The sequence below is a fragment of the Allorhizobium sonneratiae genome (assembly GCF_023700755.1).
In the GTDB taxonomy this organism is placed as follows: Bacteria; Pseudomonadota; Alphaproteobacteria; order Rhizobiales; family Rhizobiaceae; genus Allorhizobium; species Allorhizobium sonneratiae.
Genome location: NZ_JAMKOJ010000003.1, coordinates 428,690 through 451,477, shown reverse-complemented (window position 1 = coordinate 451,477; position 22,788 = coordinate 428,690). Strand labels below are relative to the sequence as shown.

At 58.9% G+C, this 22,788-nt stretch carries 18 protein-coding genes and 1 tRNA gene; 15 read left to right on the top strand and 4 right to left on the bottom strand.

Annotated elements, in window-relative coordinates; all coding sequences use genetic code 11:
* Positions 1 to 125: 125 nt before the first annotated feature.
* Positions 126 to 917, bottom strand: a complete 792-nt coding sequence (locus tag NAC44_RS07760; RefSeq protein ID WP_250939791.1) for a rhomboid family intramembrane serine protease — start codon at positions 915 to 917, stop codon at positions 126 to 128.
* Positions 918 to 1,115: 198 nt separating this feature from the next.
* Here NAC44_RS07760 and NAC44_RS07755 point away from each other — a divergent pair, with 198 nt between their 5' ends.
* Together NAC44_RS07755 and NAC44_RS07750 are read left to right on the top strand one after the other, a co-directional pair.
* Entirely contained in the window at positions 1,116 to 3,032 is a 1,917-nt protein-coding gene (locus NAC44_RS07755) for an acid phosphatase (protein ID WP_420839899.1), read from the top strand.
* Positions 3,033 to 3,691: 659 nt separating this feature from the next.
* Positions 3,692 to 4,303 carry a PilZ domain-containing protein gene (locus NAC44_RS07750; RefSeq protein ID WP_250939789.1) on the top strand — a complete coding sequence of 204 codons (612 nt, stop codon included), beginning with the start codon at positions 3,692 to 3,694 and terminating at the stop codon, positions 4,301 to 4,303.
* 197 nt (positions 4,304 to 4,500) lie between these two features.
* On the opposite strand, the gene NAC44_RS07745 is transcribed toward NAC44_RS07750, so the two are convergent.
* Positions 4,501 to 4,650, bottom strand: a complete 150-nt coding sequence (locus NAC44_RS07745) for a DUF1127 domain-containing protein (protein WP_250939787.1) — start codon at positions 4,648 to 4,650, stop codon at positions 4,501 to 4,503.
* Positions 4,651 to 5,574: 924 nt separating this feature from the next.
* Between NAC44_RS07745 and NAC44_RS07740 the strand changes: the two genes are divergently transcribed.
* The 4 genes from NAC44_RS07740 (at position 5,575) to tig (ending at position 9,127) form a co-directional block, all read left to right on the top strand.
* Entirely contained in the window at positions 5,575 to 6,705 is a 1,131-nt protein-coding gene (locus tag NAC44_RS07740) for a DUF2157 domain-containing protein (RefSeq protein WP_250939786.1), read from the top strand.
* The gene (locus NAC44_RS07735) at positions 6,698 to 7,273 is read left to right on the top strand and encodes a GDYXXLXY domain-containing protein (RefSeq protein ID WP_250939784.1); all 576 of its coding nucleotides are present in this window, start codon (positions 6,698 to 6,700) and stop codon (positions 7,271 to 7,273) included. Before NAC44_RS07740 ends, NAC44_RS07735 begins: the two co-directional genes overlap by 8 nt.
* A 140-nt stretch (positions 7,274 to 7,413) precedes the next feature.
* Positions 7,414 to 7,498 (top strand) — tRNA-Leu (locus tag NAC44_RS07730).
* A gap of 192 nt (positions 7,499 to 7,690) precedes the next feature.
* Entirely contained in the window at positions 7,691 to 9,127 is a 1,437-nt protein-coding gene (gene tig / locus NAC44_RS07725) for a trigger factor (protein ID WP_250939782.1), read from the top strand.
* 498 nt (positions 9,128 to 9,625) lie between these two features.
* On the opposite strand, the gene NAC44_RS07720 is transcribed toward tig, so the two are convergent.
* Positions 9,626 to 11,269 (bottom strand): acyl-CoA dehydrogenase family protein, encoded by a 1,644-nt coding sequence (locus tag NAC44_RS07720; protein WP_250939780.1) that lies wholly within the window; start codon positions 11,267 to 11,269, stop codon positions 9,626 to 9,628.
* A 275-nt stretch (positions 11,270 to 11,544) separates the two neighbouring features.
* Between NAC44_RS07720 and NAC44_RS07715 the strand changes: the two genes are divergently transcribed.
* From NAC44_RS07715 to dprA, 5 genes are all read left to right on the top strand, one after another.
* On the top strand, positions 11,545 to 12,105 hold the full coding sequence (locus NAC44_RS07715; RefSeq protein WP_250939778.1) for a nucleotidyltransferase family protein: 561 nt from the start codon (positions 11,545 to 11,547) through the stop codon (positions 12,103 to 12,105).
* A gap of 246 nt (positions 12,106 to 12,351) precedes the next feature.
* Positions 12,352 to 13,293: an aspartate carbamoyltransferase catalytic subunit gene (locus NAC44_RS07710; protein WP_250939776.1), complete on the top strand. Its 942-nt coding sequence runs from the start codon at positions 12,352 to 12,354 to the stop codon at positions 13,291 to 13,293.
* A gap of 10 nt (positions 13,294 to 13,303) precedes the next feature.
* Positions 13,304 to 14,596: a dihydroorotase gene (locus NAC44_RS07705; protein ID WP_250939775.1), complete on the top strand. Its 1,293-nt coding sequence runs from the start codon at positions 13,304 to 13,306 to the stop codon at positions 14,594 to 14,596.
* 9 nt (positions 14,597 to 14,605) lie between these two features.
* Positions 14,606 to 15,235, top strand: a complete 630-nt coding sequence (gene plsY / locus NAC44_RS07700; protein ID WP_250939773.1) for a glycerol-3-phosphate 1-O-acyltransferase PlsY — start codon at positions 14,606 to 14,608, stop codon at positions 15,233 to 15,235.
* Positions 15,236 to 15,238: 3 nt separating this feature from the next.
* Positions 15,239 to 16,390 carry a DNA-processing protein DprA gene (gene dprA, locus NAC44_RS07695; RefSeq protein ID WP_250939771.1) on the top strand — a complete coding sequence of 384 codons (1,152 nt, stop codon included), beginning with the start codon at positions 15,239 to 15,241 and terminating at the stop codon, positions 16,388 to 16,390.
* Here the strand turns inward: dprA and NAC44_RS07690 are convergent.
* Positions 16,374 to 16,580: a hypothetical protein gene (locus NAC44_RS07690; RefSeq protein WP_250939769.1), complete on the bottom strand. Its 207-nt coding sequence runs from the start codon at positions 16,578 to 16,580 to the stop codon at positions 16,374 to 16,376. The two genes, dprA and NAC44_RS07690, sit on opposite strands and share 17 nt — an antisense overlap.
* 361 nt (positions 16,581 to 16,941) lie before the next feature.
* Between NAC44_RS07690 and topA the strand changes: the two genes are divergently transcribed.
* From topA to NAC44_RS07670, 4 genes are all read left to right on the top strand, one after another.
* The gene (topA, locus tag NAC44_RS07685; RefSeq protein ID WP_250939768.1) at positions 16,942 to 19,644 is read left to right on the top strand and encodes a type I DNA topoisomerase; all 2,703 of its coding nucleotides are present in this window, start codon (positions 16,942 to 16,944) and stop codon (positions 19,642 to 19,644) included.
* Between the two features lie 86 nt (positions 19,645 to 19,730).
* On the top strand, positions 19,731 to 22,007 hold the full coding sequence (gene rnr / locus NAC44_RS07680; RefSeq protein ID WP_420839906.1) for a ribonuclease R: 2,277 nt from the start codon (positions 19,731 to 19,733) through the stop codon (positions 22,005 to 22,007).
* Positions 22,008 to 22,117: 110 nt separating this feature from the next.
* Positions 22,118 to 22,558: a DUF983 domain-containing protein gene (locus tag NAC44_RS07675; protein WP_250939764.1), complete on the top strand. Its 441-nt coding sequence runs from the start codon at positions 22,118 to 22,120 to the stop codon at positions 22,556 to 22,558.
* A gap of 36 nt (positions 22,559 to 22,594) precedes the next feature.
* Entirely contained in the window at positions 22,595 to 22,783 is a 189-nt protein-coding gene (locus tag NAC44_RS07670) for a hypothetical protein (RefSeq protein ID WP_250939762.1), read from the top strand.
* The last annotated feature ends 5 nt before the right edge of the window (positions 22,784 to 22,788 follow it).

The following is a 22,788-nucleotide window of genomic DNA, read 5'->3' as shown; positions in this document are numbered from 1 at the left end:
ATGTGAAGACTGCGCCTGTTTTTACCGAAACGCAATATTTGTCTGGGCCGGATCTGACAATTTTCAAGAGAGTGATTTCAAGAGAGAGGCCATTCAGCCCCGACATCACCGCACCACCGCGTCTGTCAACTCTGCGTTTCCAATGCCTTGCCGCGGACCGGATCGAAGAGGCCGAAACCGAGAAAGCCGACGAGAAAACCGCCCAGATGCGCATCCCAGGCGATCGGAGCGCCGGGATCACCCGCAAGCGTCACGCCAAAGGCGATGATGGCATTGGCAAAAACGAACATGACGATGAAGACGATGACGGTCTTTTGCTGAAGGGCCGCGAGAATGCTAAAACGCGGCGCCAGTTCGCCCGTATCCCGCAGCATCAGGCCCATGCGTCCCGGCCCGAACACGAAACGGCAGCAGGCTCCCATCAGACCGGAAATCACCCCTGAAGCGCCGATCAGCAGGCTGCTGTCTCCCCAATTGAGAGCCGCATGGAAAAAGGCGCTGGCAACGGCCGTCACCACCCAGAAAATCGCGAATCGGAACGCACCGATGCGACGCCAGACCGGCGTGCCGAAGGCCGCCAGCCATAAAGCATTGAAGCCCAGATGTTCGATACTGCCATGCAGCAGCGAATAGGTGACCGGCGTCCATAGCCAGGCAAAATCCTGATCGGCAAAGGAATAGACATAGCGCAGCGGCGAAAAGCCGAATTCCGACATGATCCATTCAGAAATTTCGTCGGAGAGAAACCAGCCTGTGCCGGAATAGATGATCAGCAGCACAACCAGAATCACCGTTATGCCACCTGGCAGATTGAAAAACGGCTCCTGAGACGGGTCGCCACGCTCGGTGACCTTCAGAAAAGGCTCCTCTTCATCTGGCCCTTCCGGGTCAAAGGGGCCTTTCGTCTTCTCATCCATCACGCAATCCTTGTCGTTGCCTCTCTCACCATAACGCCATGACGCGGAAAAAGAAAAGAGCGGTTTCTTGTGAGAAAACTGTAGCACACGCCCCCTATAGGTGGCGTGAAAATGCCGTAACAAATTTGCCCTTGATTGGTTCGGCAATTTGACGAACGATAGCACAACCTGAAATCCCCATTACGAGGACCCGCACCGATGAAGAGACGCCTCTCCCTGACCACCTTGCTGCTGATGGCAACGGCACTCTCGCCCGTCATGGCCGACGAGCTGAAGCTGCCGCAAGAGCCGAGCGGTATCGGCCATGCCGATCAGGCTCCAGCACCTCAAGGGGTTCCGGCCTATGTCGATACGGGCGCGACCAACCAGCGGGGCGATGCCTGCCATGCCACAGTGCAGACCAATGCAGGCGTGCGGGTTCTTTCCGGTTTTCTGGACCTGTGGACACCGCGCACGCCCTTTGTCGATGCCGATCAGGACGCGCCCGCCAAGGATGGCTGCCCGGCGGTGAAGAAAACCGATTGGGACGGCATTCCCGGCAGCGCCACCGATGGGGTGAAGAAACATCCAGACCTGCATCGCCGCAACATCGCCTATTCCATCAAGGTGACCCATGAACAGACGCCGGAACGCGATCTGGCGGCCTATCTCGATGACCGACGCGGCAAAAATGTCTCGATCACCAACGGACTGGGGCCGCTGGCCGATGCCTGGCGCAAAGGGGCGCATCAGACAACAACCATCACCTCCATGCCCGCCGATGCGGTAACGGTAAAATATGACGACAAGGGCAATAATCGTGGCGAGGGGTCAAAGACCAATGCCGATCTCGGCAAGGCCGTCGATCTGATCGAGGCCGGCAGCGACGATGGTTCGACCGAGCCGGCCAAGCGTTATTACAAATTCGCCCGGCCCTACCGTGCCAGCGATAAGGTGCGCGTCGTGCCTCAACTGGTCCCTGCGGAAAGCAAGAAGCCGGTTTCCGATGGCGCCTTTCCAAGCGGCCATACCGCCGAAGCCTATCGGGATGCGCTGGTGATGGGTTATCTCGTGCCGCAGCGTTATCAGGAAATGCTGACCCGCGCGGCCCTGCTCGGCGAAAACCGTATTCGCGCCGGCATGCACCAGACCTTCGACGTGATCGGCGGACGCATTCTTGCCACCGCCATCGTCGCCTATAACCTGAACCGGGAAAAATATGCGGCGCTGCGTCAAGACGCCTATGATCAAAGCCAGACCTATCTGATGAAGGCCACCGACACGGACAGCTTCAATGCGCTGCTCGCCTATGCCCATTCCCAGCCGAAATCAGAGGATCCTTTTGCCGATTATGCCTGGAACAAAGGCTTTTTCGAGCCTCGCCTCACCTATGGTTATCCGCAGATCGGCAAGCGGGATCTGGGGCCCGTCGTCCCGAAGGGGGCGGAAGTGCTTTTGGAAACCCGCCTGCCCTATCTCACCGCCGATCAGCGCCGGGTGGTGCTGAAAACCACGGAAATCGCTTCCGGTTATCCGATCGATGACGATGCCGAAGGCTGGGGCCGGCTCGACCTCTTCCGCGCCGCCGATGGTTATGGCGCCTTCGATGGCGATGTCGCCGTGACCATGGATGCGTCCAAAGGCGGGTTCAATGCTGCCGACACATGGAAAAACGACATCAAGGGCAAAGGCCGGCTGACCAAGGCGGGCTCGGGCGCATTGACGCTGTCCGGCAGGAACCACTATTCCGGCGGCACAATTGTGCAGGACGGTTCGCTGATTGCCGCCTCTGCAACGGCCTTCGGCAAGGGCGATCTCTATCTGGCAGGCGGCAAGGCCGTGATTGCCACGCCCAGGCTGACCATTGACGGCAATGTTACACAGCGCAAGACGGCCACGACAGAGATTGCTCTCAACGGAGGCACGCATCCTGAACTCACGATCGCCAAGGGCCTCTACATCGAAGGCGGCAAGCTGATCCTCACGCAAGGCAAGGCAAAGCTCAAATCCGGTATGACGCTGACTGTGATCTCGGCAGATCATCTCCATGGCCGCTTCGATGAGGTTGTGCTGGATGGACACAAGATCAAGACGACCTACGGCAAGAAGTCGCTCTCCGTCCGGATTGAAAGCTGACAGTATCCGGCACCCGGCGTTTTAAAAACGCCGGGTGCCGGAATGGCTGACCTGGTGCGTGATGCTTGAGCCTGGCAGGTTCAGATTGCATCAAAGCAGACGATGTTAGATCGTGTTTATGAGCAGCTCTCCTCTTTCCTGCCGGGCGGATCTTTTCCAGGGAGATCGGAGCGTGAGAACCACTATTGTTAAGGGCCTGTTGCTTACAGGCTGGGGAAAACAAGATTCTGTTAAGGCTTAGGGTCTAATATTTTAACATGCATCGTCACGTTTGCTTGCCTCAGCGGTTTGGCCGACGCTACGGTATAATTCCTGAAATCAATGTCGATTTAAGGAATTGTACAGCAGATTTAGCGTGTTACAGCATCCTGTCTGCGTCTGACAAAACGCATGATGCCAAAGCACAAAATGACGGGGCAGTCGCCCGAACCGGAGGGGTTCAGGGCAAAACATGCTGAATGTTGAAGGCTTACAGTGCCATTCCTGCGTTTTAGCAGTTGCATGGCGCTGTAAGACATCGGGGCTGAAGCCAGTGGGCGAAGGCTACGAGGAGACAAGAACGGCCTCTGGCATCGCGTCGATTGCGCAAATGCGCATGATGTTACCCGAGCCTGAAGATATGCCCGCGAGGGCTTGACGTGCACGAGAGAAAAACAGGCATGTATTCGTTTCAACCATCCCCCAGCAACAATGCGCAGCGCCCGCAATATCAAAGGGCGTTTCAGCGTGTGTCGGTAAGCCTGGAAGGGCGGCTGATGGTACCAAGCCAGGACGAATATGTGTGTATGACCGTGGATATGTCGCCGGGTGATGTGCGCTTCATCTGCGCCGCCCGTCCACTGCCTGGCGAACGGATCATTGCCTATATCGACCATGTTGGCCGGATCGAAGGCACGGTCGTGAAAACCACGGAAGACGGCTTCGTCATCTCGATTGTCGCCACCGAGCGCAAGCGGGAAAAACTTGCCGCACAATTAACCTGGATTGCCAACAAGCATGAACTCGGCCTGCCGGAAGACCGCCGTCACGACCGCTTGACGCCGCGAAACAACCGCAGCGAACTCATGCTCGACGATGGTCGTAAATATCCCTGCCGGATCATCGACCTGTCTTTGTCGGGCGCAGCAGTCGATATTGATATCCGCCCGCCACTCGGCACCAATGTCCGTCTTGGCAATATGCGCGGTCGGATTATCCGTCACTTCCTCGAGGGTGTGGCGATTGAATTCTCATCGCTGCAATCGCGCGAGACGCTGACCGAATTTCTATAATTGGCGCTCGCGCCTTTCTGATGATTGCGCGCTTTTTAAGCTGGTCACGGCCTGCCTTGCTTTCATTGTATTCAATGAAACGCGACATGCTCACATCTAACCCATACCGCAGGCTCAACAGGCCATAAACAAAAAACCTCCCGTTACGGGAGGTTTTGCAGCAGGCTCAATTCTTCGCGCCCAATGGCGCAGAACAATCAACCAAACTTGACGGCGTTGCGGGCAACGCTGTGAATGTCGTCGCGGCCAATGCCGAGATCGCGCAGTTCACGGTCGCTCATGCGGCCAAGTTCACTTACGGTCTGACGATACTTGCGCCAGTTGTTCAGCTTGCGTGTCAGGTTCATGATATGCCTCTTTCCAGCAATGTGCTGGCAACCTCGCCAGCCCTCGTTTCATGACCAGAATATAAGCCCTGCCCTTCCATCATTGAAGCGCCAATCCAACGCAGCACCCATGCACACAACGCATATCTCCTTACTGGAATGTAACCAATTGGTCATTTTTCAGGCATACTGCCTAGCCATTCAACATGACAATCACACATACCAAACAAGTCGCGCCCCTTAAAACTCATGGATGAGCATACACATCATGATGATCCAGGCCAGCATCGCATGATTTAAAGATTAGCTTTTATATTGAATAGGTTGACTGGAGAGACGAATAGCCTGCAGCCGACAGGTTGCCATCCCAGGGATAGCAGAGATGCTGCAATGCAACACCACATTATGACGCGGCCTTTGCACATCAGGCAGCGCAATGATGAGCATCATATGACGACAAGGGGGATATAAACACTCAAACGCCCACCGGGGGAGGAGGTCCGGTGGGCGCTTTGAGGAGAGGCTGACAAATGGGAGGAGGAGCTTGTCAGCCCGATCGATGCGCATTTGGGAGGAGGAGAGTGCGCATCGAAACTCGTTTGGCTTTCGCCAGTGCGAAAGAGTTTCCTCATTCGCTGTTGGATAGGTTATAGCGCCATTCCGGCGATTTGTGCAGTGCGATATTGGCATGTGAGCCATGCACTGATTGCAAAGGCCACGTAGTTCGGCTCCTGACTGCGACCGCAACCAGCTCTGGCTCTTGTTTTCAACTATGTCACTATCGTTACCTTCAGACATTTGAGGGCGACAGATTTTAGAGACTTTCGGCGTGCGCGTCCTATTTTGTCATAGAGACGCCCTACAGATAGGCAACGGACATGCAGTCACGGCACCGGCAGCCTCGGTATTGCGGCAGACGAGACCACCTGACGATCAGGAGAGACAATGTATCGTGCCCGCTTGAAAAAAGACCTGCAACACTGGCTGCGAATGGGCCTGATTGACGAGGCCGCCCTTGCCGCCATGCTGGATGACTATGACAGCCGCCCAGCTACCTTCAGCCTCGGTGCGGTTCTCCTGATGCTGTCGGCCGTGCTGTTGTCGGCTGCCCTGCTCCTGCTGATCGCCGCCAATTGGCAGGCTATCCCTGCCATGGTGAAAATCATCGCTATCCTCGTCTTGATCTGGGGTTTTTATGGGATGGCGGCCCTGTCTTTCGCCCGGGCCAGACCGGCTGCGGGTCATGCCTTTCTGGTGCTGGGCGCCTCGGCTTTCGGTGCGGGTCTGGCGCTTGTCGAGCAGCTTTACAACCTCTCTGGCGAGCGGCTGGACTTTCTTCTGCTTTGGCTGGCCGCAGCCGGCCTCTCCGCCCTTGTGTTCCGCTCAGGCGCGATGGTCGGTTTTGCCGCACTTCTTACCTTTGTCGTGCTGGGCGAGGCCTTCGATCAGGTGCAGTTTTCAGCCGCATGGCAAACGCTTTATCTGCCGCCAGCCCTTGCCGCCGCCCTTCTGGCAATCGCGCTGTGGACCCGGTTTCATCCGGCTTTTCATGCCGTCATGGCCGTCCTGACCGGCTGGCTGATCTGGCTTTACAGCCTCTATCCATCACCCGCCTTCGCAATCGGCATGGCCGCTGGCGGAGCCGGTTTCTTCGCCCTGCTCTCCTTGACCACAGCGCTCGGCCCGCTCAGCCGTATAATCGGGCTCTGGAGCCTGATCGTCGGCTTCAGCGGCCTTGTCATCCTGCATCATCTTTATCCATCCGGGGCCGGCCTGGCGCTGACGGCAGCGGCAACCGTGGCCCTTACCGTGATTGCCCTTGCCCTTCGAGGGCGTGAGGATGGCGCTATCCGCAGCCTTGCCTATCTCGGCTTTGCCGGGGAGACCCTCTATCTGTCGCTTATTACCGTTGATTCCATGCTGGGCACCTCCGGCTTCTTTCTGATTGGCGGCATTATCATCGCACTTCTGGCCATCGGCGTCAGGCGGGTGGAAATCCTGATGAAGCCTGTGCCGAAAGCCGGAGGATCAAGGCCGAAGATCCCTCTTTTCAACCGCAGAGGCGACCATGACTAACCGTCTGCTGCATGGCGTTTGCGCTGCCATCCTCATCAGCGCGCTGCAAACGTTCACCATCGGTTATCTCCTCTCAGACCACTCCAACGCTCTCCACGATGGCGCGGAACTCCGCCTGAAGGTCTTTGCGCAAGACCCGCGCAGCCTGCTTCTGGGTCATTATTTACGGATCACCACGCCCATCTCGCATGTCGCCATCGATCGTATCACCGGCACCTGGCCCAAACAGGGGGAGTTCCGCCCCCTTTATCTGCGGATTTTCCCCGATCCCAATGGCGCCGCCAGTATCAGCGAAGCCTCCTTTGCGCCGATGACGGCTGAAACTGGCAGCGTCATCCTGAAAAGCGAGCCGCTGGCCATGCCGGACAACCCGTCGCAGAGTGAACATCTTGCAATCCGCTATGGCATCGAAAAGGTGTACGTACCGGAAAACCTGGGAACAGAGCTTGGAGCCGCCCTTGCAGACGGCTCTCTCAGCCTGATCGTGACTGTTTCACCTCAGGGCAAGGCACAAATCCGCCAACTGCTGGTGAAAGACCGACCCGTCTTTACTGCGCCTGAATTTTAAGCATTGTCGACGATCCAGCTCCTTACCGGCAGCAGAGACGGGAAATTGTCATTTTTCCTTTGCGTGATGAAAAACGGGTGATATAGAGACGCGCGCTCCGGCGAGGTGATGCAGATATGCATCGTCGCCTTGTGAGGAGAGCGGGTATGGTGAAATTGGTAGACACGCCAGATTTAGGTTCTGGTGCCGCAAGGCGTGGGAGTTCAAGTCTCTCTACCCGCACCAGGATTTTTTCGCGCGGCATCGCAGCGGACGAGAAGACGTGCCTGGCCGGAAGCGATAGCGCTGATTTGCCCGAAGAAGCAGCGCGCTGCACAGGAATTGCGACAGGACCACGTCCGGAAAGAGTTCCGGCGACGTGCTCAATAAAAACCAACGGCTGTCAGAGCACGGCCGCCACGACATGAAGGTTAAGACATGCAGGTTATCGAAACGCTCTCTGAAGGGCTGAAGCGCGAACTCAAGGTCATCATCTCGGCTGCCGATATGGAAGCGCGGATGAATGAGCGCCTCACCGAAGTCAAGGACAAGGTCCGCATCAACGGTTTCCGCCCCGGCAAGGTACCTGCCAACCATCTGAAGAAGATGTATGGCAAATCGGTCATGGCCGAGCTGGTCAACGAAATCGTTCGCGACCGTCCGGCCTCGATCCTGTCCGAGCGCGGCGAAAAATCCGCCACCCAGCCGCAGGTCGCCATGACCGAGGACGAAGCGGAAGCCGAAAAGATCCTGTCCGCTGAAAAGGATCTCGAATTCACCCTCACCTATGAAATCATCCCGGCCATCGAACTGAAGCCGGTCGATGGCATCAAGGTGACCCGTGAAGTGGTCGAGGTCTCCGAAGACGAAGTCAACGAACAGATCCTCAAGATCGCCGAAAGCGCCCGTTCCTACGAAACCAAGGAAGGCGCTGCCGAAAACGGCGACCGCGTCACCATGGATTATCTCGGCAAGGTCGATGGCGTTGCCTTCGACGGCGGCAAGGACGAGGATGCCGAACTGGTGATCGGTTCCAACCGCTTCATCCCCGGCTTTGAAGACCAGCTCGTCGGCGTCAAGGCTGGCGACGAAAAGGTGATCACCGTCACCTTCCCGGCTGATTATCCGGCAGCAAATCTTGCTGGCAAGGACGCCACCTTCGACATCACCGTGAAGGACGTCGCCGCTGCGGCTCCGGTGGAAATCAATGACGAGTTGGCCGAAAAGCTTGGCCTCGAATCGGCTGACAAGCTGAAGGAAATCGTCCGCGGCCAGATCGAAGGCCAGTATGGCAATGTCACCCGTCAGAAGGTGAAGCGTCAGATTCTCGACCAGCTCGACGAAATGTACAAGTTCGACGCGCCGCAGGGTCTGGTCGATGCCGAGTTTGAAAACATCTGGCGTCAGATCAACACCGATCTGCAGCAGTCGGGCAAGACCTTCGAAGACGAAGACACCACCGAAGAAAAGGCCCGCGAAGACTATCGCAAGCTGGCCGAACGCCGCGTTCGCCTTGGTCTGGTTCTTTCCGAAATCGGCGAGAAGGCTGGCATCGACGTGACCGAAGAAGAAATGCAGCGTGCGCTTTACGCCCAGCTGCAGCAGTTCCCCGGTCAGGAGCGCGAAATCATCAACTTCTTCCGCAACACGCCCGGTGCATCCGCATCGCTGCGCGCCCCGATCTTTGAAGAAAAGGTCATGGACAAGCTGATCGGCGAAGTCAGCGTCACCGACAAGACCGTCACCAAGGACGAGCTGATGGCCGAGGACGAAGACGACGCCAAGGCAGAAGCCGCCAGCGAAGAGGCTCCGGCTCCGAAGAAGAAAGCTGCGCCGAAGAAAAAGGCTGCTGCCGCCGAAGGTGACGCTGAATAAGCCGATTGCTGCTACGGAATAAGGAAAGGCCGCCTTTTGGGCGGCCTTTTTCGTTTGATCAATCAATCTCCGGCAAAACCTGCCGTCATCCTCGGTCCCGTCCCGAGGATCTGCCGTGTCTTGATAAAATAGACGTGGTTAGAGCATCGTGCGATCAATATGATGCATTCTGTTTGCTCAAACTTGCCGTCCCACAAGGCGGATGGCGCAGCGCGATGCTATGTCATCGGGCAAGCCATCTAACGCAGTGGGGGGCAAGTTTCAGCAAACCCGAAGGGCCGCATGTCTTTACGTCCTGATCAAGATTTTTCCCTCGCACGTACCAAGCGGTATGCCCTTCGGCAAAAATCTTGATCAGCCCATAAATTCATTGCGGCAGAATGCGTCATATTGATCGCACGGTGCTCTAGATGCTCGGGACATTGCCGAGCCTTACGTCAAAACTTTGGAAGACTTTTGGTGCCCCCATGGACACCCCAAAGAGACAGACCTGCCTGATCAATCTACCGGCGGATAGAGCAGATCGATCAGATAGCGGCCATCGAAACGGGCATCGAGCACGCCGTAAGTGTTACGCCAGCCACCGGTAAGGCGGGTTTCGAGAAAGGCGTCGGCAATCTTGCCTGCACCCATGCGGTAAAGCTCGGCAGCGGCGGCGGCAAGCGCCATCTGCTCGACCAGCAGGCGGGCGGCGCCCTCATCGCGCTCGCAGAGCGCCATGGCGGCGCGCAGAACTTCAATGGTCTTGCGGCCGGAGGGTCCGAGATCGCGCTCCAGTTCGGCAAAGACCATATCGAACAGGTCGCGCCCGCGCGACAGCACCCGCAGCACATCGAGCGCCATGACATTGCCGGAGCCTTCCCAGATGGCATTGACCGGGGCCTCGCGATAATGGCGGGCAATGGCGCGCTCTTCGACATAACCACTGCCGCCGATCGATTCCATCGCCTCATAGATCAGCGGCGGGGCCATCTTGCAGACCCAGTATTTCACCACGGGCGTCATCACCCGGGCATAAGCGGCATCAGCCGCACTGTCACCGGCGCGGTCGAAGGCTTCGGCCAGCCGGAAGGTCAGCGCGGTCGCAGCCGCCACGTCGAGCGCCATATCGGCCAGCACCCGGATCATGATCGGCTGGTCGATCAGCTTCTTGTCGAAGACGACACGGCCACGCAGATGATGCACGGCCTCCGCCATCGAGGCGCGCATGATGCCGGCAGACGCCAGCGCGCAATCAAGCCGCGTCAACGTCACCATTTCCAGTATAGTGCGGATGCCGGCACCGGGATCACCGATCAGAAAACCGAAGGCATCGGTAAATTCCACCTCGGAAGAGGCATTGGAGCGGTTGCCGATCTTGTCTTTCAGCCGCTGAAACCTCAGCCCGTTGCCGCTGCCATCCTCCAGCAGACGCGGCACGAGAAAGCAGCCCATGCCCTCCTGCATCTGCGCCAACATCAGAAAACCGTCGCTCATCGGCGCGGACATGAACCATTTATGGCCGGAAAGCCGATAAATGCCCTCGCCCGCCCTTGTTGCCGTCGAGAGATTGGCGCGCACATCGGTGCCGCCCTGTTTTTCCGTCATGCCCATGCCGAGCGTTACCGCCGTCTTTTGCATGGCCGGACGGTTGGAACTGTCATATTTGCGCGAAAGAATCTTCGGCGCCCATTCCTTCTGCACCCGGGGCGCGGCCATCAGGGCTGCCACCGAGGCGCTGGTCATGGTCAGCGGGCACAAATGGCCGCATTCGAGCTGGGCGGTGAGATAAAAGCGCACGGCGCGCGCACGATGCTCCTGCCCACGAATGTCCGGCTGATGTTCCCAGACCGCACTGTGCAGCCCGTTGGCCATGGAGCGACGCATCAATGCGTGCCAGGCCGGATGAAATTCCACCATATCCAGCCGCTCGCCGCGCGGCCCGTGGGTGCGCAGTTGCGGCGGGTTCTGATTGGCCATCCGCGCCAGTTCCTGCGCCTCCATTGAGGTTACATACTGGCCAAGCGCATCGTAATCCTCGCGCAGGCCGCGATTGAGCCCCGCCGTCAGATCGACCAGAAGCGGATCGGTGCGAAAGGCATTCACCCCGGACCAGGGCCTGGGCTGATTGAGTTCCAGCAATTTTTCTTCTGTCCGGTTCATGCGCTTTCCAAATAACGGGATTTAACCGGTTTCAAACACACGCAAAACCGGAACCTTTCCCGTGTTTAACACGATTTGGCAAAATTGCGACAGCAAGCGATCAATTTCGCCAGGATAATCGCCAGAGGCAGACGCAATCTGCCGCTTCCAGTCTGGCATGGCTGTGGATTTTCCTGCGGTTGCGCCACGTCGTCATGGCCCGAAACACCCCCGAACCATGTTGACAGGAATGGCGAGAGACCTGAACATATAAAGAACAAATGAGGTTTCGACTCATGTATTTTTCTGAAGGACAATTTATTGAGACAGTCAGACGAAATGCAATGAACCGTCTGATTCTGGATGCGCTTTCTGCACTTGAACTCCCACAGGCCACCCTTACGGCAGGCTGCCTCGTGCAAACGATATGGAATATCAAAACCGGCAAAGACCCGGATTGGGCCATCAAAGATTATGATCTCTTTTATTTCGATGACACCGATCTCTCATGGGCGGCGGAAGATGCCCTGATCCAAAAAGCAAAGGCACAGCTTGGCGACCGGGCAGAGAAGATTGAAATCAGAAATCAGGCCCGGGTTCATCTCTGGTATCGGGAAAAATTCGGGTTTCCATGCCCACCGCTCAAACGTGTTGAAGACGGCATCGATCGCTATCTGATTTTGTGTACCCGCTTCGGTATCAGTCTTGAAAACGGTTCTGTCTATGCCCCGGACGGTTATGACGATATGTGGAATGGCATTCTGCGTCTAAACCCGCACAATCCCCTGCGCGATCTCTTTGTCCAGAAGTGCAAGGATTATCAGAGCCGGTGGCCGTGGCTTGTGATGGTGGATTGAGGCTTGCAACACGTGACCAAAGCATGCTGCCTTATTGCCACGAGCAGGATTTTGACCCGAAAACCGGTGACCACTTTTCGGAAATCCTGCTGTCACCCTTGCCCCTCGTTCCGCCAGCCAGTATAGACCGCCCGACTGCTTCAGACGGCTGCGGTTTCGCGATCATCCCGTATGGCGTCAAAGCCTTTCATCTCGTCTGCCCCATCGCCAGAACCGGGTGAGGACAGACATCAGGAGGACATGCGCATGGTCTTCTTTCCCCATCGCCATCTGATTGGCATCAAGGGGCTTACCGAAGCCGATATCACCATTTTGCTCGACAAGGCCGACGAGGCCGTAAAAATCAGCCGCCAGCGCGAGAAAAAAACCTCGACGCTGCGCGGGCTGACCCAGATCAACCTGTTTTTCGAAGCTTCCACCCGCACGCAATCCTCCTTCGAGCTGGCGGGCAAGCGGCTGGGTGCCGATGTGATGAACATGTCGGTCGGCAATTCCTCGGTGAAAAAGGGGGAAACCCTGATCGACACCGCCATGACGCTGAATGCCATGCGCCCCGACGTGCTGGTGGTGCGCCATTCCTCGGCGGGGGCTGCCGCCCTTCTCGCGCAAAAAGTCGCCTGCTCGGTGATCAATGCCGGTGACGGCCAGCATGAACATCCGACCCAGGCCCTGCTCGACGCCCTGACCATCCGCCGCGCCAAGGGCAAGCTGTCGCGCATCATCGTCGCCATCTGCGGCGATGTGCTGCATTCGCGCGTTGCCCGCTCCAACATCCTGCTCCTGAACGCCATGGGCGCGCGCGTGCGCGTCATTGCGCCGCCGACGCTTCTGCCCTCGGGCATTGCCGAGATGGGCGCGGAAGTCTTCACAGACATGAAGGAAGGCCTGAAAGACGCCGATGTCGTGATGATGCTGCGCCTGCAACGCGAGCGCATGTCCGGTGCTTTTGTCCCCTCCGTGCGTGAATATTTCCACTTCTATGGACTTGATGCCGAAAAACTCAAGGCGGCGAAGGAAGACGCGCTGGTCATGCATCCTGGCCCGATGAACCGGGGCGTGGAAATTGCCTCCGATGTCGCCGATGGCCCGCAAAGCGTGATCGAGCAACAGGTGGAAATGGGCGTTGCCGTGCGCATGGCGGTGATGGAAGCCCTGCTGGTGTCCGAAAACAACGGTCCCAGAAGCTGAGGAAGGCATGATGTCAAAACCGCTCGTTCTTAAAAATCTCCGCATCATCGACCCTTCCCGCAACCTCGATGAAACCGGCACCGTCATCGTCGGCGCTGATGGCCTTATCCTTGCCGCTGGCGCAGATGCACTGAACCAGGGCGCACCGGAGGGTGCCGAGATCCGCGATTGCCGCGGCCTGATCGCCGCACCCGGCCTTGTCGATGCGCAGGTTTTCATCGGCGAACCGGGGGCCGAACACCGGGAAACGCTGGAATCAGCGGGCCGCGCCGCGGCTGCCGGTGGCGTCACCTCGATGATCATGATGCCGGACACCGATCCGGTGATCGACGATATCGCTCTCGTCGAATTTATCCGAAAAACGGCGCGCGACACCGCACCTGTCCATATCTATCCCGCCGCGGCCCTGACCAAGGGGCTACATGGCGAGGAAATGACCGAAATGCGGCTGATGCGTCAGGCCGGCGCCGTCGCCTTCACCAATGGCCGCCATGGTCAGCGCGATTCGCTGGTTTTGCGCCGGGCCATGACCTATGGCCGTGATTTCGGCGCCGTGATCATGCTGGCTAACCGGGAGGACTATCTCGGCAACGGCGTGATGAACGAGGGGCTGCTGGCCAGCTGGCTCGGTCTTTCCGGCGTGCCGAAAGAGGCTGAACTCATCCCGCTGGAGCGTGATCTGCGCCTTGCCGGGCTGACAAAGGCCCATTACCACGCAGCGACGATTTCAACACCGGAATCGGTCGAGGCCATCCGGCTGGCACGCGGACGCGGCGTCAACGTCACCTGCGGCATTTCCATCAATCACCTGTCGCTGAATGAAAACGACATCGGCGAATATCGCAGTTTCTTCAAGCTCTCCCCGCCGCTGCGCTCGGAAGACGACCGTGTAGCCATGGTTGAAGCGCTAGCACGCGGCGAGATCGATATCATCGTCTCCTCGCACGATCCGCAGGATGTCGATACCAAGCGCCTGCCCTTTGCCGATGCCGCCGATGGCGCGGTCGGGCTTGAGACCCTGCTTGCAGCGGCACTTCGGCTCTATCACAGCGGTCAGGTGCCGTTGATGCGGCTGATCGATGCGCTCTCTACCCGGCCCGCACAGATTTTCGGCCTCGATGCCGGAACGCTGAAACCGGGGGCGAAGGCCGATATCGTGCTGATCGATCCGGACGAGCCGTGGATTCTGGCGAAAGACGCGCTTCTGTCCCGCTCGAAAAACACACCCTTCGAGGATGCCCGCTTTTCCGGTCGTGCCGTTGCCACCTATGTCGGCGGCAAGCTCGTCCATTCCGTTTTGTAAGAGGCCGTCATGCCCAGCATCGATTACAGCCAGATCCCTCATACCGCACTGATCGCCTCGCTGGCGATCGGTTATCTGCTCGGCTCCATTCCCTTCGGCCTGCTGCTCACCCGCATGGCTGGCCTTGGCGATGTGCGCAAGATCGGTTCGGGCAATATCGGCGCAACCAATGTGCTGAGAACCGGCAACAAGAAACTGGCCGCCGCCACCCTGCTGCTCGACGCGCTGAAGGCGACCTTCGCCGCCCTTCTGGCGCAAAAGCTGTTCGGCTCGGATACGGTGCATCTTCCCGGCCTGCTTGGCGGCTTTGCCGCCTTTATCGGCCATCTGTTTCCTATCTGGCTGCGCTTCAAAGGCGGCAAGGGTGTCGCCACCTATATCGGCACGCTGCTTGGCATTTTCCCGCTGATGGTGCTGGTCTTCGCCATTGTCTGGCTGTCGGTTGCCTATCTCAGCCGCTATTCCTCGCTGTCCGCACTGGTTGCAACCCTTGTCATTCCGGTTGCGTTGTGGCTATTGGGTCAGCAGGAAGCAGCACTCGTGACCGCCGCGATGACCGTCATCACCTGGGGCAAGCACAAGCCCAATATCGAGCGGCTGATTTCCGGCACGGAAAGCAGGATCGGCAAAAAGGGATAGGCCATGTCACTTCGCAGCGCAGGACGTTCGGGCATTGCGCTGACGGAGAAGCAGAGGATCGCCTGGCTTAGGCTGATCCGCAGCGACAATGTCGGGCCCGCCACCTTTCGCGATCTGATCAACAATTTTGGCACCGCTGAACGGGCGCTCGACATGCTGCCGGAACTGTCACAGCGCGGCGGGGCGACGCGGGCCATCCGCATCGCCAGCCGGGATGAGGCTGAACGCGAGCTGGAGTTCGCCCGCCGCTTCGGCGCGCGCTTTGTCGGCATCGGTGAGCCGGATTATCCGCCGGCGCTGCGCCAGATCGACGCCGCACCGCCGCTTCTAGCAATGAAAGGCGATGGTGAAACCGCGACCCGGCCCTCCATCGGCATTGTCGGCTCGCGCAATGCCTCAATCAGCGGCGCGAAAATGGCAAGCCTGATTGCCCGTGACTGCGGCGTTGCCGGTTATACCATCACCTCGGGCCTGGCGCGTGGCATCGATACCAGCGCCCATAGAGCGAGCCTTGACAGCGGCACCATGGCGGCGATGGCAGGCGGGCTAGACCAGCCCTACCCGCCCGAAAATGTCGAGCTTCTGAAAGATATCTGGAACGGCAAGGGCGTGGCGATCAGCGAAATGCCCTTTGGCTGGGAACCGCGCGCCCGCGATTTCCCCCGCCGCAACCGGCTGATTGCCGGCACATCACTTGGGGTTGTGGTCATTGAGGCCGCCAGCCGTTCCGGCTCGCTGATCACGGCAAGACTGGCGGGCGAATTTGGACGGCTGGTCTTTGCCGTTCCCGGCTCGCCGCTCGATCCGCGCTGCCATGGCACCAATGGCCTGTTGAAAAATGGCGGGATCGTCACAACCGAACCGCGTGACATTCTCGAAGCACTCGCTCCCTTGAGCAAAATCGACCTCTTCACCGAGCCACGCGTCGAAGAACCTGCCTATGAGGAAAGCGAAACCTTCAATGCGCCCCCTGACGAGCGCGAGCGGATGACCATTATCGATTCGCTTGGGCCAACACCTGTCGAGGTCGATGACATCATCCGCCATACCGGCCTTGCCGCCAATGCCGTTTACCTGGTGCTGCTGGAACTGGATATTGCCGGACGGCTGCAACGCCACCCCGGCGGGCTCGTCTCCATCACGCTTGCGGGGTGACCCGCTGGCGCGATAAGCCCGGACGCACACGATTTTGTAGATCACCCGCCTCCTCATAGGCCATTTCGATCAGATAGCAGAGCATCTGAGCCTCTTCCCTTTCAGCAACCAGACGTAACTCCCCCAGCATTTGCCGAATATAGGCGATGGTTTCACGGCTATCAGTTTTGCCGGCTCTTTGACTATTCATTGCAGGTATCCGTTGCAAATTTCAACCTAAAAATGTATTCAACCCGGTACACACTTAACGATACAGAAATTATCATTGATTGCAATAGCAATAAAAACATATCTTAGGTTGTGGTGACGTGTAGAGCATAAAATGCATGAAGGGGCTTGACCCGGAGACGATCCCTGTTCATGTCGGAAAACCGCATCTGGTTCTTGCGGCTAAAATGCCCATATGATCGCCATACTGTATGGTTTTCACCTGAAGTCAGAATCGATTTAAGATGAAAATATGCAGGTGACTTAAAGTGTTACAGCGTCTTGTCTGCGTTTATGGAACGCGGCACTGCCAACGTTGTAACGGGAAGTTTATCGGAAACACAATGAACGTCGTAGTTGTCGAATCTCCAGCCAAAGCCAAGACCATCAACAAATATCTCGGTTCGGGATATAAGGTGCTGGCGTCTTTCGGCCATATCCGTGACCTTCCCGCCAAGGACGGCTCCGTTCTGCCGGATCAGGATTTCGAGATGCTGTGGGAGGTGGATGGCGCCTCTGCCAAACGGATCAAGGATATTGCCGATGCGGTCAAATCCTCCGATGGCCTGATCCTCGCAACCGACCCGGATCGTGAGGGTGAAGCCATTTCCTGGCATGTGCTGGATGTGCTGAAGAAAAAGCGGGTCCTTGGCGACAAGCCTGTCAAACGCGTCGTCTTCAACGCCATCACCAAGAAGGCTGTTCTCGATGCCATGGCTGCGCCGCGCGACATCGATCTGGCGCTGGTCGATGCCTATCTTGCGCGCCGCGCGCTGGATTATCTGGTCGGCTTTAATCTGTCGCCGGTTCTGTGGCGCAAGCTGCCGGGCGCCCGCTCGGCAGGCCGGGTGCAGTCTGTGGCGCTGCGCCTCGTCTGCGACCGCGAAAACGAGATCGAACGCTTCGTCACACAGGAATACTGGAATATTTCCGCACTGCTCAAGACCCCACGCGGCGAGAGCTTCGAGGCCCGGCTGGTGGCTGAAGGCGGCAAGAAATTGCAGGCCCGTGGCATCGGCAATGGCGAAGAGGCCAACCGGCTGAAGACCCTGCTCGAAGGCGCAAGCTACGGGGTGGAAACGGTCGAGGCCAAACCCGTCAAACGCAACCCGTCACCACCCTTTACAACCTCTACGCTACAGCAGGCCGCTTCCTCCAAGCTCGGCTTTTCTGCATCGCGCACCATGCAGGTGGCGCAGAAGCTTTATGAAGGCGTCGATATCGGCGGCGAAACGGTCGGTCTGATCACCTATATGCGTACTGACGGCGTGCAGATGGCGCCGGAAGCCATCGATGCCGCCCGCTTTGCCATTGGCGACCAGTTCGGCCAGCGCTACCTGCCGGAAAAGCCGCGCTTTTATTCCACCAAGGCGAAAAACGCCCAGGAAGCGCATGAAGCGATCCGCCCCACCGATTTCAATCGCAGCCCGGACAAGGTACGCCGTTTTCTCGATGGCGACCAATTGAAGCTTTACGATCTGATCTGGAAGCGCGGTATTGCCAGTCAGATGGCCTCTGCCGAGATCGAACGCACCACGGTCGACATTCTCGCCGACAATGGCGGGCAGAAGGCCACTCTTCGCGCCGTCGGCTCCGTCATTCGCTTTGATGGTTTCATCGCGGCCTATACCGACCAGAAAGAGGATGGCGAACAGGCCGATGACGACGAGGATGGCCGCCTGCCGGAGATCAATGCCCGCGAGACATTGGCCAAGGAAAAGATCAACGCCTCGCAGCATTTCACCGAACCGCCGCCGCGCTATTCGGAAGCATCGCTGATCAAGAAGATGGAAGAACTGGGCATTGGCCGTCCCTCCACCTATGCCGCGACGCTGAAGACGCTGAGCGACCGCGACTATGTCACCATCGACAAACGAAAGCTTATCCCCGAGCCCAAGGGGCGGCTGGTGACGGCTTTTCTCGAAAGTTTCTTCACCCGCTATGTCGAATATGATTTCACTGCCGATCTTGAGGAAAAGCTCGACAAGATTTCCGCTGGTGAACTGAACTGGAAGGATGTGCTGCGCGACTTCTGGCAGAATTTCTTCGCCCAGATTGAGGATACCAAGGAGCTGCGCGTTACCAATGTGCTCGACGCGCTGAACGAGGCGCTGGCGCCACTGGTCTTCCCCAAGCGTGAGGATGGCTCGGACCCGCGCATCTGCCAGGTCTGCGGCACGGGCAACCTGTCGCTGAAGCTCGGTCGCTACGGCGCCTTTGTCGGCTGCTCCAACTATCCCGAATGCAATTATACCCGCCAGCTTTCTTCGGAAGGCGGTGCGGAGGCAGAAGCTGTCGGCAATGAGCCGAAGGCTTTGGGACAGGACCCGGCAACCGGGGAAGAGATCACGCTGCGCTCGGGCCGCTTCGGGCCTTACGTCCAGCGTGGTGACGGCAAGGAGGCCAAGCGCTCTTCCCTGCCGAAAGGGTGGGCGCCTGCCGAGATCGACTATGAAAAGGCAATGAACCTTCTGTCCCTGCCGCGTGAGGTTGGGGCGCATCCGGAAACAGGCAAGATGATCACCGCAGGCCTTGGCCGTTACGGGCCTTTCATCCTGCATGACGGCACCTATGCCAATGTCGAAAGTATTGAGGACGTGTTCACCATCGGCCTCAACCGCGCCGTGACGGTTCTCGCCGAAAAGCAGACGAAGGGCGGTGCCCGCGGACGCGGGGCAACAGCCGCAGCGCTGAAGGAGCTGGGCGACCACCCCGATGGCGGCGCGATCACCGTGCGCGACGGGCGCTATGGCCCTTACGTCAATTGGGGTAAGGTGAATGCCACCCTGCCCAAGGGCAAGGACCCGCAGAGCGTGACGGTGGAAGAGGCATTGGCGCTGATAACCGAACGCGCCGCCAAGGAAGGCACGGGCAAGGCCAAGAAGGCTCCGGCCAAAGCGAAGACGGCCAAACCCGCCAAGACCGCAAAAGCCGAGGGCGACGAGGCGGGCGAAGACAAACCGAAAAAGGCAGCTGCTAAACCCAAGGCCAAAGCGGCCAGCAAGTCCAAAGCGGCGCCGAAGACAAAGAAGAAGAGCTCAGAGTGACGAAACCGCCGCGCCCGACCATCCGCACCACCGGCACCGGAAAATCCCGGAGCCGCAAGGCGGAGGGTGCAACAGACGCGCCAGCCTTGCCGATCATCCATGGGGCGGTTCCGCCCCGTGATGTGCTGTTGAGCTTTATCACGGACAATCCAGACCGCGCCTCCAAACGCGAGATCGCCAAGGCCTTCGGCCTCAAGGGCGATGCCCGTGTTGAGCTGAAGGCGGCTTTGAAGGCACTGGAAGAGGACGGCCTCGTCCAGAAGAGCCGCAAATCGCTGACCCGGCCCGGTGCGCTGCCGCCGGTCACCGTGCTGGATATCACCACCCGCGACAAGGATGGCGAGCTGATCGGCCGCCCCGCCGAATGGCCGGAGGATGCGGGCGTTGCTCCTGCGGTTGCCATTCGCCAGTCCTCGTCCGATCGTAACAAGGGCAAGTCGCCGGTCGGTGGCCTGGGCGACCGGGTGCTCGCCAAGATTTTTCCCTCCAAGGATCGCGCCGGTCCCGCCTATACCGCCCGCGTCATCAAGGTGATCGACAAAAGACGCGGCGCGCTGCTTGGCGTCTATCGCGATCTGGGTGGCCACGGCGGTCGCCTGATGCCGATCGAACGGCGCGGCGAGGAAATGGTCATCGACGCCGCCGATCTCGGCGAGGCAAAAGACGGCGATCTGGTCGAGGTCGAGGTGCTGCGCTCCTTTGGCCGTCAAGGCCTCTCTCGGGCGCGGGTGCTGTCGGTTGTCGGCTCGGTGGCCTCGGAAAAGGCGATCTCGATGATTGCCATTCACGCCCATGGCATTCCCTATATTTTCCCGCAGGGCGTTCTCGATGCGGCAGAGGCGGCGAAACCCGCCAGCATGGCGCATCGCGAGGACTGGCGGCATGTGCCGCTGATCACCATCGACCCGCATGACGCCAAGGACCATGACGACGCCGTCTATGCCGAACCGGACCCCTCGCCCGACAATCCGGGCGGCGTGATCGTCACCGTCGCCATTGCCGATGTCTCCTATTATATCCGCACCGGCTCCGCTCTGGACCGTGAGGCACTGAAGCGCGGCAATTCCGTCTATTTCCCCGACCGGGTCGTGCCGATGCTGCCGGAGCGGATTTCCAACAATCTCTGTTCGCTGCGTGAGGGCGAGGATCGCCCGGCGCTGGCCGTGCGCATGGTGTTTTCCCATGAAGGCCGGAAGGCCAGCCACACGTTCCATCGGGTGATGATGAAAAGTGCGGCGAAACTCTCCTACCAGCAGGCGCAGGCCGCCATCGACGGCAGGCCGGACGACAAGAGCGGACCGCTGCTGGAGCCGATCCTGAAGCCGCTCTGGGCCGCTTACGCCATTTTGAAAAAGGGTCGCGACCGCCGCCAGCCGCTGGAACTGGACATGCCGGAGCGCAAGATCGTGCTCAAGGCCGATGGCACGGTGGACAGGGTTTTTGTGCCGGACCGTCTCGATGCGCATAAGCTGATCGAGGAAATGATGATCCAGGCCAATGTCGCTGCGGCCGAAACACTGGAGAAGAAGCGCCAGCCGCTGATTTACCGCGTGCATGATGCGCCTTCTCTGGCCAAGCAGGAGACGCTGCGCGAGTTTCTCGCCACTATCGGCTTTTCGCTGGCCAAAGGGGCGGCACTGCGCGCCAATGCCTTCAACGGCATTCTCGACAAGGCGGCAGGCACACCCCATCAGATCATCGTCAATGAAATGGTGCTGCGCTCCCAGAGCCAGGCGGTCTACAGCCCGGAAAATATCGGCCATTTCGGTCTCAACCTGATGAAATACGCCCATTTCACCTCGCCGATCCGCCGCTATGCCGACCTCATCGTGCATCGGGCGCTGGTGGGCTCACTGGGGCTTGGTGAAGGCGGCATCACGCCGGAGGAAGAGGCAAGCCTCGACGACATCGCCGCCGAAATCTCCACCTTCGAACGGCGCGCCATGGCTGCCGAACGCGACACGATCAACCGCTTGGTCGCTCACCATCTGGCGGGCCGCATCGGCGAGGAATTCGACGGCCAGATTGCCGGGGTCACCAAGGCGGGCCTGTTCATTTCTCTGCCGCAATTCGGCGCGGACGGCTTTGTGCCCGTCTCGACGCTGGGCCGCGATTATTTCATCTATGACGAGGCGCATCAGGCCCTGACCGGGGAAAAGACGGGGCTTGGCTATCAATTGGGCGATGCCGTCAGCGTGCGGCTGAAAGAGGCCTTGCCGCTGGCAGGTGCCCTGCAGTTTGAAATGCTGAGCGAGGGGCGCAAGATGCCGGCGGGCACGCGCTCCTTTCACAAGGCAACACGGCGCAGCGGCAGACCGGGACCGCGCAAACCGGGCACACGGCCACCGCGCGGACGGCGTTAGAGCGCAGCCAAGGTACAGTGAAATCCGGTTTCGCGTTCCTAAAGCACGTCCGATGACCCAGCATTCACCAGACGCGCTATAGCTGCACAAAACCGTTTGGGAGGACGGCCATGGACGAGCAAGGAGACAGGCAAGAGAGCGAGATCAGGCGGTTTGGCGGTGAACCAGACCCGGATAGGCCATTGGGACGGGCTATTCGACGTGGGCTTGCCTGCATCTGCCCGGCCTGCGGCGAGGGCAGACTGTTTTCCGCCTTTCTCAAACCGGTGGAGCGCTGCGGCCGCTGCGGCGAGGATTACACACCGCAGCGGGCCGATGATCTGCCGCCCTATATTGTCATCATCATTGTCGGCCACGTGCTGCTTGGCGGCTATATGATGACGGACCTGCTGTTTCCATGGTCACCCTTCGTGCACCTGGCCATCTGGACGCCGCTGGCCGTGCTGGTATCGCTGGCCATCATCCAGCCGGTCAAGGGCGCGGTGGTGGCGTTGCAATGGGCCTTGCGCATGCATGGCTTTTCCGGCGCGCCTGATCCCATGGACCCATGATCCGGCAAGAGGGCCAAATGACGCTTTTGCCTTGACATGATTCGACATTCCGGTGTGAACATGCGCGCCGGTAAACTGCACAGGCTGCTGGTGGTTTTGATGATGCCGTCATTTGCTCTCACCGGCGCAGCAAATGGGGCGCGCATGGCAGAATCAAACCACGAGACTGGCTGGCCATGGTTCTTTTCTGTTCTCTTCCAAGGACTGTTTAAGAACTTTTCATGAGCGTC

Excerpts from the sequence above, each read along its gene's own strand:
- NAC44_RS07760 (WP_250939791.1), bottom strand. The coding sequence starts at position 917 with ATGGATGAGAAGACGAAAGGCCCCTTTGACCCGGAAGGGCCAGATGAA.
- NAC44_RS07755 (WP_420839899.1), top strand. The coding sequence starts at position 1,116 with ATGAAGAGACGCCTCTCCCTGACCACCTTGCTGCTGATGGCAACGGCA.
- NAC44_RS07750 (WP_250939789.1), top strand. The coding sequence starts at position 3,692 with ATGTATTCGTTTCAACCATCCCCCAGCAACAATGCGCAGCGCCCGCAA.
- NAC44_RS07745 (WP_250939787.1), bottom strand. The coding sequence starts at position 4,650 with ATGAACCTGACACGCAAGCTGAACAACTGGCGCAAGTATCGTCAGACC.
- NAC44_RS07740 (WP_250939786.1), top strand. The coding sequence starts at position 5,575 with ATGTATCGTGCCCGCTTGAAAAAAGACCTGCAACACTGGCTGCGAATG.
- NAC44_RS07735 (WP_250939784.1), top strand. The coding sequence starts at position 6,698 with ATGACTAACCGTCTGCTGCATGGCGTTTGCGCTGCCATCCTCATCAGC.
- tig (WP_250939782.1), top strand. The coding sequence starts at position 7,691 with ATGCAGGTTATCGAAACGCTCTCTGAAGGGCTGAAGCGCGAACTCAAG.
- NAC44_RS07720 (WP_250939780.1), bottom strand. The coding sequence starts at position 11,269 with ATGAACCGGACAGAAGAAAAATTGCTGGAACTCAATCAGCCCAGGCCC.
- NAC44_RS07715 (WP_250939778.1), top strand. The coding sequence starts at position 11,545 with ATGTATTTTTCTGAAGGACAATTTATTGAGACAGTCAGACGAAATGCA.
- NAC44_RS07710 (WP_250939776.1), top strand. The coding sequence starts at position 12,352 with ATGGTCTTCTTTCCCCATCGCCATCTGATTGGCATCAAGGGGCTTACC.
- NAC44_RS07705 (WP_250939775.1), top strand. The coding sequence starts at position 13,304 with ATGTCAAAACCGCTCGTTCTTAAAAATCTCCGCATCATCGACCCTTCC.
- plsY (WP_250939773.1), top strand. The coding sequence starts at position 14,606 with ATGCCCAGCATCGATTACAGCCAGATCCCTCATACCGCACTGATCGCC.
- dprA (WP_250939771.1), top strand. The coding sequence starts at position 15,239 with ATGTCACTTCGCAGCGCAGGACGTTCGGGCATTGCGCTGACGGAGAAG.
- NAC44_RS07690 (WP_250939769.1), bottom strand. The coding sequence starts at position 16,580 with ATGAATAGTCAAAGAGCCGGCAAAACTGATAGCCGTGAAACCATCGCC.
- topA (WP_250939768.1), top strand. The coding sequence starts at position 16,942 with ATGAACGTCGTAGTTGTCGAATCTCCAGCCAAAGCCAAGACCATCAAC.
- NAC44_RS07675 (WP_250939764.1), top strand. The coding sequence starts at position 22,118 with ATGGACGAGCAAGGAGACAGGCAAGAGAGCGAGATCAGGCGGTTTGGC.
- NAC44_RS07670 (WP_250939762.1), top strand. The coding sequence starts at position 22,595 with ATGATTCGACATTCCGGTGTGAACATGCGCGCCGGTAAACTGCACAGG.